Genomic DNA, 14,539 nt, shown 5'->3' on the forward strand with positions numbered 1-14,539 from the left:
GTTCTCGCGCGGCCGGTCCCAGTCTTGCTCCCCGGATGGCTTTCCGCAGGTATTTCACGTGCGCGGTACTCAATGGTGCAAGACGCGCCATCTGCACGGCCGGTTGCGTACACATGGCGGCGCCCCCCGGCCGTTTCCAGCCGGGGGGCGCCGGGGTGCGCGGGGCACGCAGCCCCGGACGCGTCCGCTCTCGTACGCGTCGCGTCAGCTCTCGTACGCCTCCAGCGGCGGGCAGGAGCAGACCAGGTTGCGGTCGCCGAACGCCCCGTCGATCCGGCGCACCGGCGGCCAGTACTTGTCCGCCGGGCTGACCCCCGCCGGGAAGACGGCCTCCTGGCGGCTGTACGGGTGGTTCCACTCGCCGCCGAGCGCGGCGGCGGTGTGCGGGGCCGAGCGCAGCGGGTTGTCGTCGGCGGGCCACTCGCCGGAACCGACCCTGTCGATCTCGGCGCGGATCGCGATCATCGCCTCGCAGAACCGGTCGAGCTCGGCAAGGTCCTCGCTCTCGGTCGGCTCGATCATCAGGGTGCCGGCCACCGGGAAGGACATCGTCGGCGCGTGGAAGCCGTAGTCGATCAGCCGCTTGGCGATGTCGTCGACGCTGACGCCGGTCTCCTTGCTCAGCGGCCGCAGGTCGACGATGCACTCGTGCGCGACGAGCCCGCCGGGCCCGGTGTAGAGCACGGGGTAGTGCGGCTCCAGCCGCTTGGCCACGTAGTTGGCGCTGAGCACGGCGATCTGGGTGGCCTGCTTCAGCCCCTCGGCGCCCATCAGGCGGACGTACGTCCAGGAGATGGGGAGTATGCCCGCCGAGCCCCAGGGCGCGGCCGAGACCGGCCCGACGCCGGTCGCGGGGCCCGCCTCCGGCTGGAGCGGGTGGTTGGGCAGGTGCGGGGCCAGGTGGGCGCGGACCGCGACCGGGCCGACGCCGGGACCGCCGCCGCCGTGCGGGATGCAGAACGTCTTGTGCAGGTTCAGGTGGGAGACGTCGGCGCCGAACCTGCCGGGGCGCGCCAGGCCGACCAGCGCGTTGAGGTTGGCACCGTCGACGTAGACCTGGCCGCCGGCGTCGTGCACGGCCGCGCAGATGTCGGTGATGTGCTCCTCGAAGACGCCGTGCGTCGAGGGGTAGGTGACCATCAGCACGGCCAGCCGGTCCCGGTGCTTCTCGATCTTGGCGTGCAGGTCGGCCACGTCGACGTCGCCGTCCTGGCCGGTCTTCACCACGACCACGGTCATGCCGGCCATCACGGCGCTGGCGGCGTTGGTGCCGTGCGCGGAGGACGGGATCAGGCAGACCGTGCGCTCCAGGTCGCCGTTCGCCCGGTGGTAGGCGCGCACGGCCAGCAGCCCGGCCAGCTCGCCCTGCGAGCCGGCGTTGGGCTGGAGGCTGACCTTGTCGTAGCCGGTGATCTCGGCGAGCTGGTCCTCCAGGCCGTGGATCAGGCTGAGGTAGCCCTCGGCCTGCTCGGCGGGCGCGAAGGGGTGCAGGGCGCCGAACTCCGGCCAGGTGACCGGCTCCATCTCGGTGGTGCCGTTGAGCTTCATGGTGCACGAGCCCAGCGGGATCATGCCGCGGTCCAGCGCGTAGTCGCGGTCGGCCAGCCGGCGCAGGTAGCGCAGCATGCTGGTCTCGCTGCGGTGCTGGTGGAAGACCGGGTGGGTCAGGTAGTCGTCGCTCCGCAGCAGGGCGGAGGGCAGCGCGTCGGCGGTGGCCGCGTCGAGCGCGTCGATGTCGCCGTCGGCGCCGAACGCGGCGAGCACCGAGGAGATCGTGGCGCGGTCGGTGGTCTCGTCGCAGGCGATGCCGACGTGGTCGGCGTCGGTCAGCCGCAGGTTGACGCCCGCGGCGCGGGCGGCGGCGACGGTGTCGGCGGCCCGGCCGGGCACCCGGGCGGTGAGCGTGTCGAAGTACGCGTCCTCGACGATCTCGACACCGGCCGCGCGCAGGCCCGCGGCGAGCACCGCGGCGTAGCGGTGGGTGCGGCGGGCGATGGCGGCCAGTCCGTCGGGGCCGTGGTAGACCGCGTACATGCCGGCCATCACCGCGAGCAGCACCTGGGCGGTGCAGATGTTGCTGGTGGCCTTCTCCCGGCGGATGTGCTGCTCGCGGGTCTGCAGGGCCAGCCGGTAGGCGGTGTCGCCGTCGGCGTCGACCGAGACCCCGACCAGACGGCCGGGCAGGTTGCGGGCGTAGGACTCGCGGACGGCCATGTAGCCGGCGTGCGGGCCGCCGAAGCCCATCGGGACGCCGAACCGCTGGGTGGTGCCGACGGCGATGTCCGCGCCGAGCTCGCCGGGCGAGGTCAGCAGCGTCAGCGCGAGCAGGTCGGCGGCGACGGTGACGATGGCGCCGAGGCCGTGCGCCTGCTCGATGACCGGCCGCAGGTCGCGGACGGCGCCCGAGGCACCGGGGTACTGGAGCAGCACGCCGGTGACCCCGCGCTCGGCGACATCGGCGGGGATGCCGGCGGACAGGTCCGCGGTGACGACCTCGACGCCGGTCGGTTCGGCGCGGGTGCGGATCACCGCGAGGGTCTGCGGGAAGGTGTCGGCGTCGACCAGGAAGACGCCGTCCTTGACCTTGCCGACCCGGCGGGACAGCGCCATCGCCTCGGCGGCCGCGGTGCCCTCGTCCAGCAGGGAGGCCCCGGAGGTGGGCAGACCGGTGAGGTCGGCGACGACGGTCTGGAAGTTCAGCAGCGCTTCGAGGCGGCCCTGCGAGATCTCCGGCTGGTACGGCGTGTAGGCGGTGTACCAGGCCGGGTTCTCCAGCACGTTGCGCAGGATGACCGGCGGGGTGAAGGTGCCGTAGTAGCCCAGGCCGATCATCGGCGCGAGCACCTCGTTGCGATCGGCCAGGGCGCGCAGCTCGGCGAGCGCCTCGGCCTCGGTGACGGCCGCCGGCAGCCCGAGCGCCTCGGCGCTCTTGATGGTGCCGGGTACGGCGGCGTCGGTCAGCTCGTCCAGCGAGCCGTAACCGACCTGCGCGAGCATCTTGGCCTGCGCCTCGGCGTCGGGGCCGATGTGCCGGCGGGCGAAGGGCCTGCCCGCCTCCAGCTCGGCGAGGGAAATCCGGCGGTCACTCATCTTCGGGGGCCTCCTGGTCTGCGACGACCTTCTGGGGTACCGCCAAGGGCACCCGTACGGCCTCCCCCTCTGTCATCAGAACCTGAGAGCTTCACCACCCCGGCGCACAGGGCGGCTTTCACCGTCGGTGAGGACGCGCCCCGGCGGCCGCGGTGCTTCCGGGACAAGCCCTGCTTTCCAGAGTGACCTCACCCGAGCGGTACGGATGCCTGAGAGATTCCGGGGAGGATTTGCTCCTTCGGCGCCTTCCGCCGCCCGCCGTGAGGCGGGTTCTTGGAGGACTCTCCCGCACGGGGTCAACAGCCTTCACCAGCCTACCAGCGTGATCGGCGCGCCCGGCGGAACGGTGCCGAGTCGACACCGCCACCGTTGTGGCCTTGGGTAGGAGTCGGAAGCCGTCGCACGACGGCCGACCTGTGGTGGGTTGGACTGGTTGGAGGGACCGTGCAGACCGACATCGATCCGCGCAGCCTGATCGGCCGCCGCGCCTTCGACCGTGACGGGACGAGGATCGGCACGGTGGACGAGGTGTACCTCGACGACGCGACCGGCACGCCGGAGTGGGCGGCGGTGCGCACCGGCCTGTTCACCCGGGACGCCTTCGTGCCGCTGGGCCCGAGCGAGCTGGACGGCGACAAGCTCCGGGTGCCGTACGAGAAGGCGCTGATCAAGGACGCCCCGGACTTCGGGGTGGGCCGGCACCTGTCCCCCGAGCAGGAGTTGCAGCTGTACCACCACTACGGGATGGACGTCCCCCGGTCCGGGCCGGAGCCGGCGTCCTCCAAGGACTTCGGGGAGCTGCCCGGCGACGGCTGACCCCCGCCCGTCGACCGACCCACGCCCATCGCGCTCATCGCGGCCAGCGGCAGCGGGTCGCTGCGGGTCAGCGCCGGGTCGTCCACCAGGAAGGTGCGCACCCGGCCCGGCACGACGTCCGAGGGCACCTCGAAGCGCACCGTGACCCTGCCGACGCCGCTGCCCTGCACCCACCCCGCGCCGTACTTCTCGTGGGTGACGTCATAGCCGGGCAGCCAGCGGTTCGCGCGCTCGGGGGCGGGCGGCGGGCTGCTGGGCAGCGGCGGAGGGGCGTCGTCGTCGACCTCGCCGTGCAGGGCGCGCTCGCCCTCGGCCTGGGCGAACAGGTCCTCCTGGGTGAAGTCGGCGAGCCCGGCGACGCCGACGCCGAGCAGCCGCACGCCGCCGGTGGTGTCGACGGACTCGGCGAGCCGGCGGGCGGTCTCGCGCACCACGGAGGGGTCGTCGGTGGGGGCGCGCAGCGTCTCGGAGCGGGTGAGCGTGGAGAAGTCGAAGCGCCGGACCTTGACCACGACGGTGCGGCCGGATCGGCCCGCGCCGCGCAGCCGCTGCACGCAGCGCTCGGCGAGCCGGTCGATCTCGTGGCGCACGTGGGCGCGGTCGGTCAGGTCGCTGTCGAAGGTGTCCTCGACCGAGATGGACTTCACGTCGCGGTCGGCGACCACCGGGCGGTTGTCGACGCCGGCGGCCATCGCGTGCAGGCCCGCGCCGTGCGCCTTGCCGAGCAGGCTGATCAGCTCGGCCTCGCCGGCCCCGGTGATCTCGGCGACGGTGAGGATGCCGGCCTTGCGCAGATGCTCGGCGGTGGCCGGCCCGACGCCCGGCAGGGTGCGCACCGGCATCGGGTCGAGAAGCGCCTGCTCGGTTCCGGGCTCGACCACCACCAGCCCGTCCGGCTTGGCCTTCTCGGAGGCGATCTTGGCGAGCAGCTTGGACCCGGCCAGGCCCACCGAGGCGGTCAGGCCGGTGGCGGCCTTGATGTCGGCGCGCAGCCCGCGGGCGGCCGCACGCGGGTCGCCCGCCAGGTCGCCGGCCTCCAGGTCGATGAACGCCTCGTCGACGCTCAGCGGCTCTATCAGCGGTGACGCCTCGCGCAGCAGGCCCATCACGATGTCGCTGACCTGGCGGTAGATGTCGAACCTCGGCGTGAGGTACGCGGCGTTCGGCGCGAGCCGGCGGGCGTGCGCCATGGCCATCGCGGAGTGGACGCCGTGCACGCGCGCCTCGTAGGACGCGGTCGACACCACGCCGCGGGGTCCGAGGCCGCCGACCACCACCGGCTTGCCCCGCAGGCTCGGCTTGGACGCCTGCTCGACCGCGGCGAAGAACGCGTCCATGTCCAGGTGGAGGATCGTCGGCGCACTTCTCACACCCTCAAGCGTCCCGCATCCCACCGACAGCGGCCGTACACCTGTACGGAACCGGCGGGTCGCGGCGGGCGGCCCGTCGCGACCCAGCGGCCGGAACGGGCCCGGACCGCGCTCAGACCGCGCTCAGACCGCCTTGTTGCGGCGCCGGGCCAGCTCGTCGGCCGGGTTGTGGCCGACGAGCGTCTCCCCGGTGTCGACCCGCTCGCCGTGCATCTGCGACAGCGCGCTCTCCACGTCGCGCCACACCACGCCCACCGCGATGCCGAAGATGCCCTGCCCCCCTTGGAGCAGCTGGACCACCTCGTCCGGCGAGGTGCATTCGTAGACCGTCGCGCCGTCGCTCATCAGGGTCATCCGGGCCAGCTCACCCGGGCCGGCCGAGCGCAGGTGCTGGACGGCGGTGCGGATGTTCTGCAGGGACACGCCGGTGTCGAGCAGCCGCTTGACGATCTTCAGTACGACGACGTCGGAGAAGCCGTACAGCCGCTGGGTGCCCGAACCGTAGGCGGGTCGCACGCTCGGCTCGACCAGGCCGGTCCTGGCCCAGTAGTCGAGCTGGCGGTAGGTGATGCCGGTCGCGGCGCAGGCCGCCGGACCCCGGTATCCGATCTGCTCGGTCCCCGGCTCGGCGGGGGGGCCGCCCTCGGCGTCCACCGTTGCCGTGGCAAGTGGTCCTCGGGTCGGATACGGGCCACCGGTCGCCAAACCGTCGCCGGTACTTCTCACGACGCCCTCCGTCCCTTCGCGTCCGGTCGCCGCGCGCACGTGCCACCGGACTTTCCCTCCTGACGGTAGGCAGTCGTCACACGTGCGTCAACGATCGCCACGCTCGGCACGCCGAGTGAAATTCACCCCAGGAGTGGTTTCATCTGTTCGTAGACCGGGAACGCAGTTCCGAATGCTCTCAAGGCGGCAATATTGCCCCCCGAGACGGCGTCGCAGCAGCACAGGACGGTGCGCCCCGGAACGCCCTCCGCGGCCTTCCCGGGTGCCGTCGGCCTACTGGTTGCTGGTGCCGAAGTCCTCGGGCGAGATCTGGTCGAGGAACTCGCGGAACTTCTCGACCTCGTCCTCCTGCTCGTCCGGGATCGCGATGCCGGCGTCGTCCAGCACTCCGTCACTCCCGTAGATCGGCGTACCGGTGCGCAGGGCGAGCGCTATGGCGTCGGACGGCCGGGCACTGACCTCGACCCCGCCGGCGAAGACCAGCTCCGCGTAGAACACGCCTTCCCTCAGGTCGGTGATACGCACCTCCGTCAGCGTCTGTCCCACCGCCTCGAGCACGTCCTTGAAGAGGTCGTGAGTCAGCGGCCGCGCAGGCGTCATGCCCTGCTGCGCGAAAGCGATGGCCGTCGCCTCTCCCGGCCCGATCCAGATGGGCAGGTACCGGTCGCCTCCCACTTCACGCAGGAGCACGATCGGTTGGTTGGAGGGCATTTCGACCCGGACACCCACAACGTCGAGCTCGTTCACACAGCAACCCTAGGCCGTGCCCGCCGGGTTTGGGTAGTCGGGCAACTCTCAGGTGCCGCCACGCGGCGCAGCGCGACCGGCGCTGCCGGTCTTCGGCGGCGGATCCGCCCGCACCGGACCGGCTCAGCCCAGCCGGATGCGCAGCGCCGACTGGACCATCGCCGCGTGCAGCCGCACCGACAACATGGCCAGCTCCCGGGCCGTGACCTCGGCGTGCATCCGCGTCTGCGGGTTGCGGTGCCGTCGCAGCGGCGCCACCACCTGCTCCACCAGTCCGGCCTCCCGGTCGGCGGCGGCCTTCACGGCCCGCAGATGGCGCGGTTCCAGCCCGAACCGGCCGAGGTCGACGATCAGCCGCGCGATACTCACCGTGTCGGCGTCGTAACCACCGTCGGCGTCGATCTCCACCAGGCCGTACGACTCCCACTCCGCGAGCGTGCCGGGGTCGGCTCCGGTGGCGGCGAGCAGCTCGTCGCGCCCGATCCGCATCCGCGCGGGCTCCTCGGGCTCCAGGGAGCCCTCCAGCGCCTCGCGGGTCTCGCCGGACCGGGGCAGCGCGACGGGCTCGCCCCGGTCCAGCGCGTCCAGGTGCTCCCGGATCACCCGCAGGGGCAGGTAGTGGTCGCGCTGCACCCGCAGGACGTACGCCAGCCGCTCGACGTCGGCCGCGCCGAACTTGCGGTACCCCGAGGGGGTCCGCTGCGGCTCCACCAGTCCCTCCGCCTCCAGGAAGCGGATCTTGGAGATGGTGACCTCGGGAAACTCGTCCCGCAGGCGGGACAGCACCGCGCCGATGCTCAGCAGGACGCCGTCCTCCCCGGAGGAAACGGCGGCGGTGCCGTCACCGGCACCGCCTGACGTTCGGGGCATGCACACCTTCCCTGGATTCGGTCCGCGGGAGGGTCAGACACCCGCCTGGCTCGCGTAGAAGACCAGCCGGTACTTGCCGATCTGCACCTCGTCGCCGTTGGACAGCGGCACGGAGTCGATCCGCTCCCGATTGACGTACGTGCCGTTCAGGCTGCCCACGTCGGCGACGGTGAACACGCCGTCGATGCCGCGCCGGAACTCCACATGGCGGCGCGAGACCGTGACGTCGTCCAGGAAGATATCGCTCTGCGGGTGCCGCCCGGCGGTGGTCAGCTCACCGTCCAGCAGGAAGCGGCTGCCGGAGTTCGGCCCCCGCCGCACGATCAGCAGCGCCGAGCTCGGCGGCAGCGCGGCCACCGCGGCCTGGGCCTCCGGGGACAGCGACGGCACCGGCGTCTGACCGGTCGCCTCTGCTTCGTACGCCTCGATGCTGGAGATCGAGATCGTCGACGTGGTCTCCGAGGGGCGCTCGAACGGCGCACCTCCCTGCGTGCGCAACGGCGCGCCGCAGTTGTTGCAGAAGCGGCTCGCCTCCGCGTTCCGATGTCCGCACCTGCCGCAGACCAGCACCCCGTACTCACCACCCGTGTCCGAGGCCGACGGTTCCCCGAAACCTATGCGGGGGGCCGAACCGGGGTCAACAGGCGCCACGCCGGGCGCGCCGGAAAACTCGCCGCTCTGCTGCGGCGTGTCCGGGCGGAACAGCGGGCGCGCGGCCCCCTGGCCACCCTCCCGGACGTCCTCCATCGCACTCCGCGGCGCACGGTGACGTGCCGTGGCCGGGTCACCCGACTGGCGGGCACTCTTGCCGAACAACTTCCCAAACAACTTCACGGGCGATTCCCCTTGAAAGAAGCAGACCCGCCCGTGGGGCAGGACGAACTCTCACTACTCACAGTTTCCACCACTCAGCAACCCGCCGGTGCCCCGACCCCCGCCTCATTGCGATGACCGAGCGTAGTCAGGCTGCTCCGACGGCCGCAAGGCGTCCACGACGATCTTCTGTGACCTGACCACATCAGCGGTCGCCTGCTCCTTCTCCAGGGTCTGAACCACCCCACCGGGGATGTTCAGCGCGGGCTCCAGATCGGGCGGGTTGCCGATGACCTTGAAGACGTACGGTTGAGCCAATCGGTGCCCGTCCACGAGCACTCTGTTCGCGCCGTCGGTGAAATAAGTGTCGCCGACGACACGCACGTTGTTGACCTGGATCGCCTCGGCGCCGGCCGCGCGCAGCTCCTGGACGGTGTCCAGCAGCGAGTCGGCCTCGACCCCGCCGTGCGGATCCTTGACCGTCAGGGTGATCCCCGGCCCCTGCGCGGCCACGGTGCCGGCCAGCACACCGAGTTCCCTGGCCTTCTCCTGCGTCTGCTTGAGCGCCTCCGCGGCCTGGTCGGAGCTGGTCTCCAACTGGCTGCGCTGGTTCTCCAGACCGCGTTTCTCGTCCTGGAGCCGCTGACTGCGGTTGTCCAGTTCGGTGAGGATGCGGACCAGGTCCTCCTGCCGCGCCCCCCGCAGCGTGCTGTTGCCGTCGCTGGTGGTGCGGACCTGGATGGCCAGGCCCAGACCCAGCACGAACAGCAGCAGCGCGACGATGAGTTGCGCGCGGGTCAGCCGCGGCGGCCACAGGGCGGCCACCAGTCGCCGCCGCCCCGACTGCCGGGGCGCGGTCGGTCCGGTCCCCGCCTCGGGCTCGGCCTGCCCGGTCCCGGGACCGGGCGCGTCCTCGTGCTCCTCGCTCATCCGCCGGTCACGCCCGGAAGACGTGCCGACGGATGGCGGCGGCGTTGGAGAAGATCCGGATGCCGAGGACCACGACCACGCCGGTGGACAACTGCGCACCGACGCCGAGCTTGTCGCCGAGGAAGACGATCAACGCGGCGACCACCACGTTGGAAAGGAAGGACACCACGAAGACCTTGTCGTCGAATATCCCGTCGAGTATCGCTCGCAGTCCGCCGAAAACGGCGTCCAGGGCGGCGACCACGGCGATCGGGAGGTACGGCTCGAAGCCCGAGGGCACCACGGGGCGCACCACGAGCCCGACCACGACCCCGACGACGAGGCCAAGTACGGCGATCACTTCTCAACCCTTCCCGTTCGGGGGCGTGTTGGGCGGCGTCGAGGGCACGTCGGGCGTGGCGTACCGCAGGATCAGCGAGGGCGCGGCGGGCAGTTGGAGCGTGCCCTGCACGCTGATGCTCGACCTGATGCCGTAGTTCGCCACCAGCACGTGCAGGTACTCCCCGTCCGCGCTGTTCTGGAATGCCGTGCTCAACCGCTTCCCGTCCCCGATCGCCAGCACCGTGTACGGCGGCACCAGTGGCTTGTTGTCGACCAGTATGGCGTCCCCGGCGGCGCGGATCGCCGACAGTGCCGTCAGCCGCTCCCCGTTGACCGCGATCGCCTCGGCGCCGGACGCCCACAGCCCGTTCACCACGTGCTGCATGTCGCGGTCGCGGACCCGCCCGGTGTCGGAGAAGCCGTCGCTCTCCCGCGGGCCGCCGGTGCCCCCTTCAGAGGCCTCCTTGGCGTCGTTGACGACCAGCCGCATCCCGGGGCCGTGCACGGGGGTGGCGGCGGCCAGCAACTCGACGAGGCGGTCGGCGTCGTCGCCCGGCCGCTTGAGCGCCGACTGCTGCTCGGCGGAGACGGTGTCCCGCAGCGCGTCGACGTTCTTCTGGAGCCCGTCGGCGCTCTTGGTCTCGGTCTGGACGCGGTCGATGAGGTTCTGCCGCTCCTTGGCCACGGTGGGCGCCGAGACGTGCGCCTGGGCCGCGCCGAGGGTCACCACGAGGGCGGCGAGCACCAGGCCGGCCGCCAACCCCAGCCTGCCGCCGAGCGCCTTGGGCAGCCGCGAGGTGCCGACCTGCCCGCGCCGGGCCGCGGCCTCGGCGTACCCGTCGTCGAGGCTGTGCTCCATGATGTTCGTCAGCAGCGACATCGACGCGTCCGGGCGCCGCGGGGCGGCCCCGGGTACGGGACTGCTCCGATCGGGTTGCTGCTGCGACATGCCGCACATCGTCGCACGTCGGGACGCCCGTACTCGAACGGGCCCCTCACGGCCCGCCGTTCGGTCCGCACGACCGGTTCGGACCGGTTCACGAGCGGTGGACGACCGGCGGATGACCGGCGCGGACCGGGCACCGACCGGTGCCGACCGGCCGACGACCGGTGCCGATCGCTCGGCATCTCGGCAGTCGTCGGCGCCGGCCGGTCGCCGGACGGGTGCCCGGGTGCCGCGGGCGGATCAGCGGCCGGCGCTCTCCACCACTTCGGACCACTCGTCCAGCAGTGCCTGCGCGGAGGCGTCGTCGGGACCCTCGGCCCACAGGTGGGTGACGGCCTCGGCGGGGTCGGGCAGCACCATCACCCAGCGGCCGTCGGGCTCCACCACCCGCACCCCGTCGGTGGTGTCCACCGAGCGGTCGCCGGCCTCCTCCACCACCCGGCGCATCACCGAGCCCTTCACCGCCCACGGGGTGGGCACGTCCCGCTTCAGCACGTGCGCCTTGGGGATGCGGGCGTCGATCTGGCTCAGCGTGAGCTGCGTCCTGGCCACCAGGCCGATCAGCCGCACGAACGCCGCCGAACCGTCGAAGACGCCGCTGAACTCCGGCACGATGTACGCGCCGCGCCCGTCACCGCCGAAGATCGTGCCCTCCTCCCGGCCGACCCGGGTCAGGTCGTCGGGCGACGTCGTCGTCCACGTCACCTGGGTGCCGTGGTAGGCGGCCACCTGCTCACCGATCCGGGTCGTGGTGACCGGCAGCGCCACCCGGCCGCTGCGCCGCTCCGCGGCCACCAGGTCGAGCAGCACCAGCAGCGCCCGGTCGTCCTCGACGATCCGCCCGCGCTCGTCGACCAGCGACATCCGCTCGCCGACCGGGTCGAAGCGCACACCGAACGCGGCCCGGGCCGAGGAGACGATCTCGCCGAGCCGGACCAGGCCGGCCCGGCGGCTCTGCTCGGTCTCGGTCGGCCGCGCCTCGTCCAGCCCGGGGTTGACGGTCAGGGCATCCACGCCCAGCCGCCCGAGCAGGCTCGGCAGCACCAGGCCCGCACTGCCGTTGGCCGCGTCCACCACGACCTTCAGCCCCGCGTCGGCGATCCCGGTGGTGTCGACGGCCCGCAGCAGCGCGCCGGTGTACGAGTCGAAGACCGTCGCGGGGAAGGTCAGGTCGCCGATCTCGCCGGGGAAGGCCCGGCGGTACTCCTGGCGCGAGAAGACCCGGTCCAGCTTGCGCTGGCCCGCGCCGGACAGGTCGGCGCCGCGCTCGTCGAAGAACATGATGTCCAGCGAGTCGGGCCGCCCGGGACTGGTCCTGATCATGATGCCGCCCGCGCTGCCGCGGGCGGTCTGCTGCCGAGCCACCGGCATCGGGACGTTCTCCAGGTCGCGCACGTCGATCGCACTGGCCTGCAGCGCCGAGATCACCGCCCGCTTGAGCGCGCGGGCGCCTCGGGAGTGGTCGCGGGCCGTGGTGACGGTCGCGCCCTTCTTCAGCGTCGTCGCGTACGCGCCCGCGAGCCGGACCGCGAGCTCCGGGGTGATCTCCACGTTCAGGATGCCGGACACCCCGCGGGCACCGAACAGATGCGCCTGGCCGCGGGACTCCCAGATCACCGAGGTGTTGACGAACGCGCCGGCCTCGACGGTCTTGAACGGGTACACCCGGACGGTGCCGGCGATGATCGACTCCTCGCCGATCAGGCACTCGTCCCCGATGACCGCGCCCTCGTCGATCCGCGCGGCGCGCATCACGTCGGTGTTCTTCCCGATGACGCAGCCGCGCAGGTTCGTCTGCGGGCCCACGTAGACGTTGTCCGCGATCACCGCGCGGTGCAGGAACGCACCCGTCTTCACGACCACGTTGGAGCCGATGACGCTGTGCTCGCGGATCTCGGCGCCCGCCTCCACCTTCGCGTAGTCGCCGATGTAGAGCGGGCCGCGCAGCGTCGCGTCGGGATGCACCTCGGCACCCTCCGCGACCCAGACGCCGGGCGAGATCTCGAACCCGTCGATGTCGACGTCGACCTTGCCCTCGAGCACGTCCGCCTGGGCCTTCACGTAGCTCTCGTGCGTGCCGACGTCCTCCCAGTACCCCTCGGCGACGAAGCCGTAGATCGGCTTCCCCTCCTTCATGAGTTGCGGGAAGACGTCACCGGACCAGTCGACGGGCACGTCGGCCTCGACATAGTCGAACACCTCCGGCTCCATCACGTAGATACCGGTGTTGACGGTGTCCGAGAAGACCTGACCCCAGGTCGGCTTCTCCAGGAACCGCTCGACCTTGCCCTCGTCGTCGATGATGGTGATACCGAACTCCAACGGGTTCGGGACCCGGGTGAGGCACACCGTGACGAGTGCGCCCTTCTCCTTGTGGAATTCGATCAGCTCGGTCAGGTCGAAATCGGTGAGGGCGTCGCCGGAGATGACGAGGAAGGCGTCGTCCTTGAGCGCCTCCTCGGCGTTCTTGACGCTGCCCGCGGTACCCAGCGGCTTTTCCTCATTGGCATAGGAGAGTTCCATACCCATCTCCTCGCCGTCCCCGAAGTAATTCTTCACCAGGGAGGCCAGGAACTGGACGGTCACCACCGTCTCGGTGAGCCCGTGCCGCTTGAGCAGGTTGAGAACGTGCTGCATGATGGGGCGATTCACCACCGGCAGCAATGGTTTCGGCATGCTCGACGTCATGGGGCGAAGGCGCGTGCCCTCGCCGCCCGCCATTACAACCGCCTTCATGTCGGAAACGTCCTCCTCTTGACTCAGCCGGCCGTGGCGTCCGCCCTGACAAGTCGGCGGACCTGCACCACATAGAGGAACCCTGCCCACCAGTACAGGGTTGTACCCCAACCCGTGAACGCCCAGCCGAAAACAGTCGCCAGGGCCGCGAGCCATCCGCTCCCGTCGCTCAACAGGAGCAGCGGAAAGGCGTACATGAGGTTGAAGGTAGCCGCTTTCCCGATGAAGTTCACCTGGGGTGGGCCGTAGCGGTGCCTCCGCAGAATCAGCAGCATCACGGCCATCATCGCCTCACGCGCCAGCAACAGCACCGTGATCCACAGCGGCAGGATGCCTCGCCAGGTCAGACCCACCAGAGTGGACAGCACGTACAGCCGGTCCGCGGCCGGGTCCAGTACGCGCCCCAGTTCGCTGATCTGATTCCAGCGCCGGGCCAGCTTGCCGTCGAGGTAGTCGCTCACCCCACTGAAGGCGAGCACCAGGAGCGCCCAGCCGTCGACCTTCGGCCCACCGAACTCGGGCCACAGAATCAGCCACAGGAACACCGGAACACCGACCAGGCGCGCCATACTCAGGATGTTGGGGATCGTGAAGATCCGATCCGTCTGCACCCGTGTCTCCTGGACCTCCACCGGCGCCCCTCCTGCTGTATGTACGTGTACGTGTGTGCCGGCAGGTGTCTCCGTGCCGATGTACGTGCGGATGTTGCGGGCCGACTCTACCCCAGGCCCAAAAATGGCAAAGGCCCGGCCTCGGATATCAGATCCGAGGCCGGGCCTCAAAGATTGTTCGGCGGTGTCCTACTCTCCCACAGGGTCCCCCCTGCAGTACCATCGGCGCTGAAAGGCTTAGCTTCCGGGTTCGGAATGTAACCGGGCGTTTCCCTAACGCTATGACCACCGAAACACCATCGGGTCATCCCGCGTGAACGGGATATCGACAGAGTCCGAGCGAACAAGCACACTTTTCAGTTGAGTGTTCACCGGATGCGACTGTTCGCAACCCGGGAACCAAACAGTGGACGCGAGCATACATGGACAAGCCCTCGGCCTATTAGTACCGGTCAGCTCCACCCCTCACGAGGCTTCCACATCCGGCCTATCAACCCAGTCGTCTACTGGGAGCCTTACCCCATCAAGTGGGTGGGAGCCCTCATCTCGAAGCAGGCTTCCCG

Annotated in this window: 12 protein-coding genes, 2 rRNA genes, 1 pseudogene and 1 riboswitch; of the genes and pseudogenes, 1 reads left to right on the top strand and 14 read right to left on the bottom strand. The window is 71.0% G+C overall.

Annotated features, from left to right (window positions below):
- Positions 1–204 precede the first annotated feature (204 nt).
- Complete coding sequence (gcvP, locus tag C4U44_RS40565; protein ID WP_103891145.1) at positions 205–3,090, bottom strand: aminomethyl-transferring glycine dehydrogenase; 2,886 nt, start codon at positions 3,088–3,090, stop codon at positions 205–207.
- Between the two features lie 187 nt (positions 3,091–3,277).
- Positions 3,278–3,389, bottom strand: a riboswitch (glycine riboswitch).
- Positions 3,390–3,534: 145 nt separating this feature from the next.
- On the opposite strand from gcvP, the gene C4U44_RS40570 reads away from it, so the two are divergent.
- The gene (locus tag C4U44_RS40570) at positions 3,535–3,906 is read left to right on the top strand and encodes a PRC-barrel domain-containing protein (protein WP_200823581.1); all 372 of its coding nucleotides are present in this window, start codon (positions 3,535–3,537) and stop codon (positions 3,904–3,906) included.
- Here C4U44_RS40570 and C4U44_RS40575 read toward each other — a convergent pair.
- The 13 genes and pseudogenes from C4U44_RS40575 to C4U44_RS40630 all read right to left on the bottom strand — a co-directional run.
- Positions 3,828–5,276 (bottom strand): DNA polymerase IV, encoded by a 1,449-nt coding sequence (locus C4U44_RS40575; RefSeq protein ID WP_103891146.1) that lies wholly within the window; start codon positions 5,274–5,276, stop codon positions 3,828–3,830. The genes C4U44_RS40570 and C4U44_RS40575 overlap by 79 nt on opposite strands.
- 123 nt (positions 5,277–5,399) lie before the next feature.
- Positions 5,400–6,002, bottom strand: coding sequence for a MerR family transcriptional regulator (locus C4U44_RS40580; RefSeq protein WP_103891164.1), 603 nt, complete (start codon positions 6,000–6,002; stop codon positions 5,400–5,402).
- A gap of 273 nt (positions 6,003–6,275) precedes the next feature.
- Entirely contained in the window at positions 6,276–6,749 is a 474-nt protein-coding gene (locus tag C4U44_RS40585) for a bifunctional nuclease family protein (protein WP_103891147.1), read from the bottom strand.
- A 123-nt stretch (positions 6,750–6,872) separates the two neighbouring features.
- On the bottom strand, positions 6,873–7,619 hold the full coding sequence (gene ftsR, locus C4U44_RS40590; protein WP_103891148.1) for a transcriptional regulator FtsR: 747 nt from the start codon (positions 7,617–7,619) through the stop codon (positions 6,873–6,875).
- A gap of 33 nt (positions 7,620–7,652) precedes the next feature.
- On the bottom strand, positions 7,653–8,117 hold the full coding sequence (locus C4U44_RS43555; protein ID WP_200823582.1) for an FHA domain-containing protein: 465 nt from the start codon (positions 8,115–8,117) through the stop codon (positions 7,653–7,655).
- A 3-nt stretch (positions 8,118–8,120) separates the two neighbouring features.
- Positions 8,121–8,366 (bottom strand): annotated as a pseudogene (locus C4U44_RS43560) (FHA domain-containing protein); the annotation flags it as partial.
- A gap of 192 nt (positions 8,367–8,558) precedes the next feature.
- Positions 8,559–9,362 (bottom strand): DUF881 domain-containing protein, encoded by an 804-nt coding sequence (locus C4U44_RS40600; RefSeq protein WP_103891150.1) that lies wholly within the window; start codon positions 9,360–9,362, stop codon positions 8,559–8,561.
- Positions 9,363–9,369: 7 nt separating this feature from the next.
- On the bottom strand, positions 9,370–9,702 hold the full coding sequence (locus C4U44_RS40605) for a small basic family protein (RefSeq protein ID WP_103891151.1): 333 nt from the start codon (positions 9,700–9,702) through the stop codon (positions 9,370–9,372).
- A gap of 3 nt (positions 9,703–9,705) precedes the next feature.
- A complete protein-coding gene (locus tag C4U44_RS40610) occupies positions 9,706–10,641 on the bottom strand; it encodes a DUF881 domain-containing protein (RefSeq protein WP_103891152.1) in 936 nt (311 codons plus the stop codon).
- Positions 10,642–10,869: 228 nt separating this feature from the next.
- Entirely contained in the window at positions 10,870–13,365 is a 2,496-nt protein-coding gene (locus C4U44_RS40615; protein ID WP_103891153.1) for a mannose-1-phosphate guanyltransferase, read from the bottom strand.
- Between the two features lie 23 nt (positions 13,366–13,388).
- Positions 13,389–13,997, bottom strand: coding sequence for a CDP-alcohol phosphatidyltransferase family protein (locus C4U44_RS40620; protein ID WP_103891154.1), 609 nt, complete (start codon positions 13,995–13,997; stop codon positions 13,389–13,391).
- 155 nt (positions 13,998–14,152) lie between these two features.
- Positions 14,153–14,269: ribosomal RNA gene (gene rrf, locus C4U44_RS40625) — 5S ribosomal RNA — on the bottom strand.
- 129 nt (positions 14,270–14,398) lie between these two features.
- Positions 14,399–14,539: ribosomal RNA gene (locus C4U44_RS40630) — 23S ribosomal RNA — on the bottom strand; the annotation flags it as partial.

Origin of the sequence: Actinacidiphila yanglinensis (assembly GCF_900107965.1) — a bacterium.
Taxonomy (GTDB): Bacteria; Actinomycetota; Actinomycetes; order Streptomycetales; family Streptomycetaceae; genus Actinacidiphila; species Actinacidiphila yanglinensis.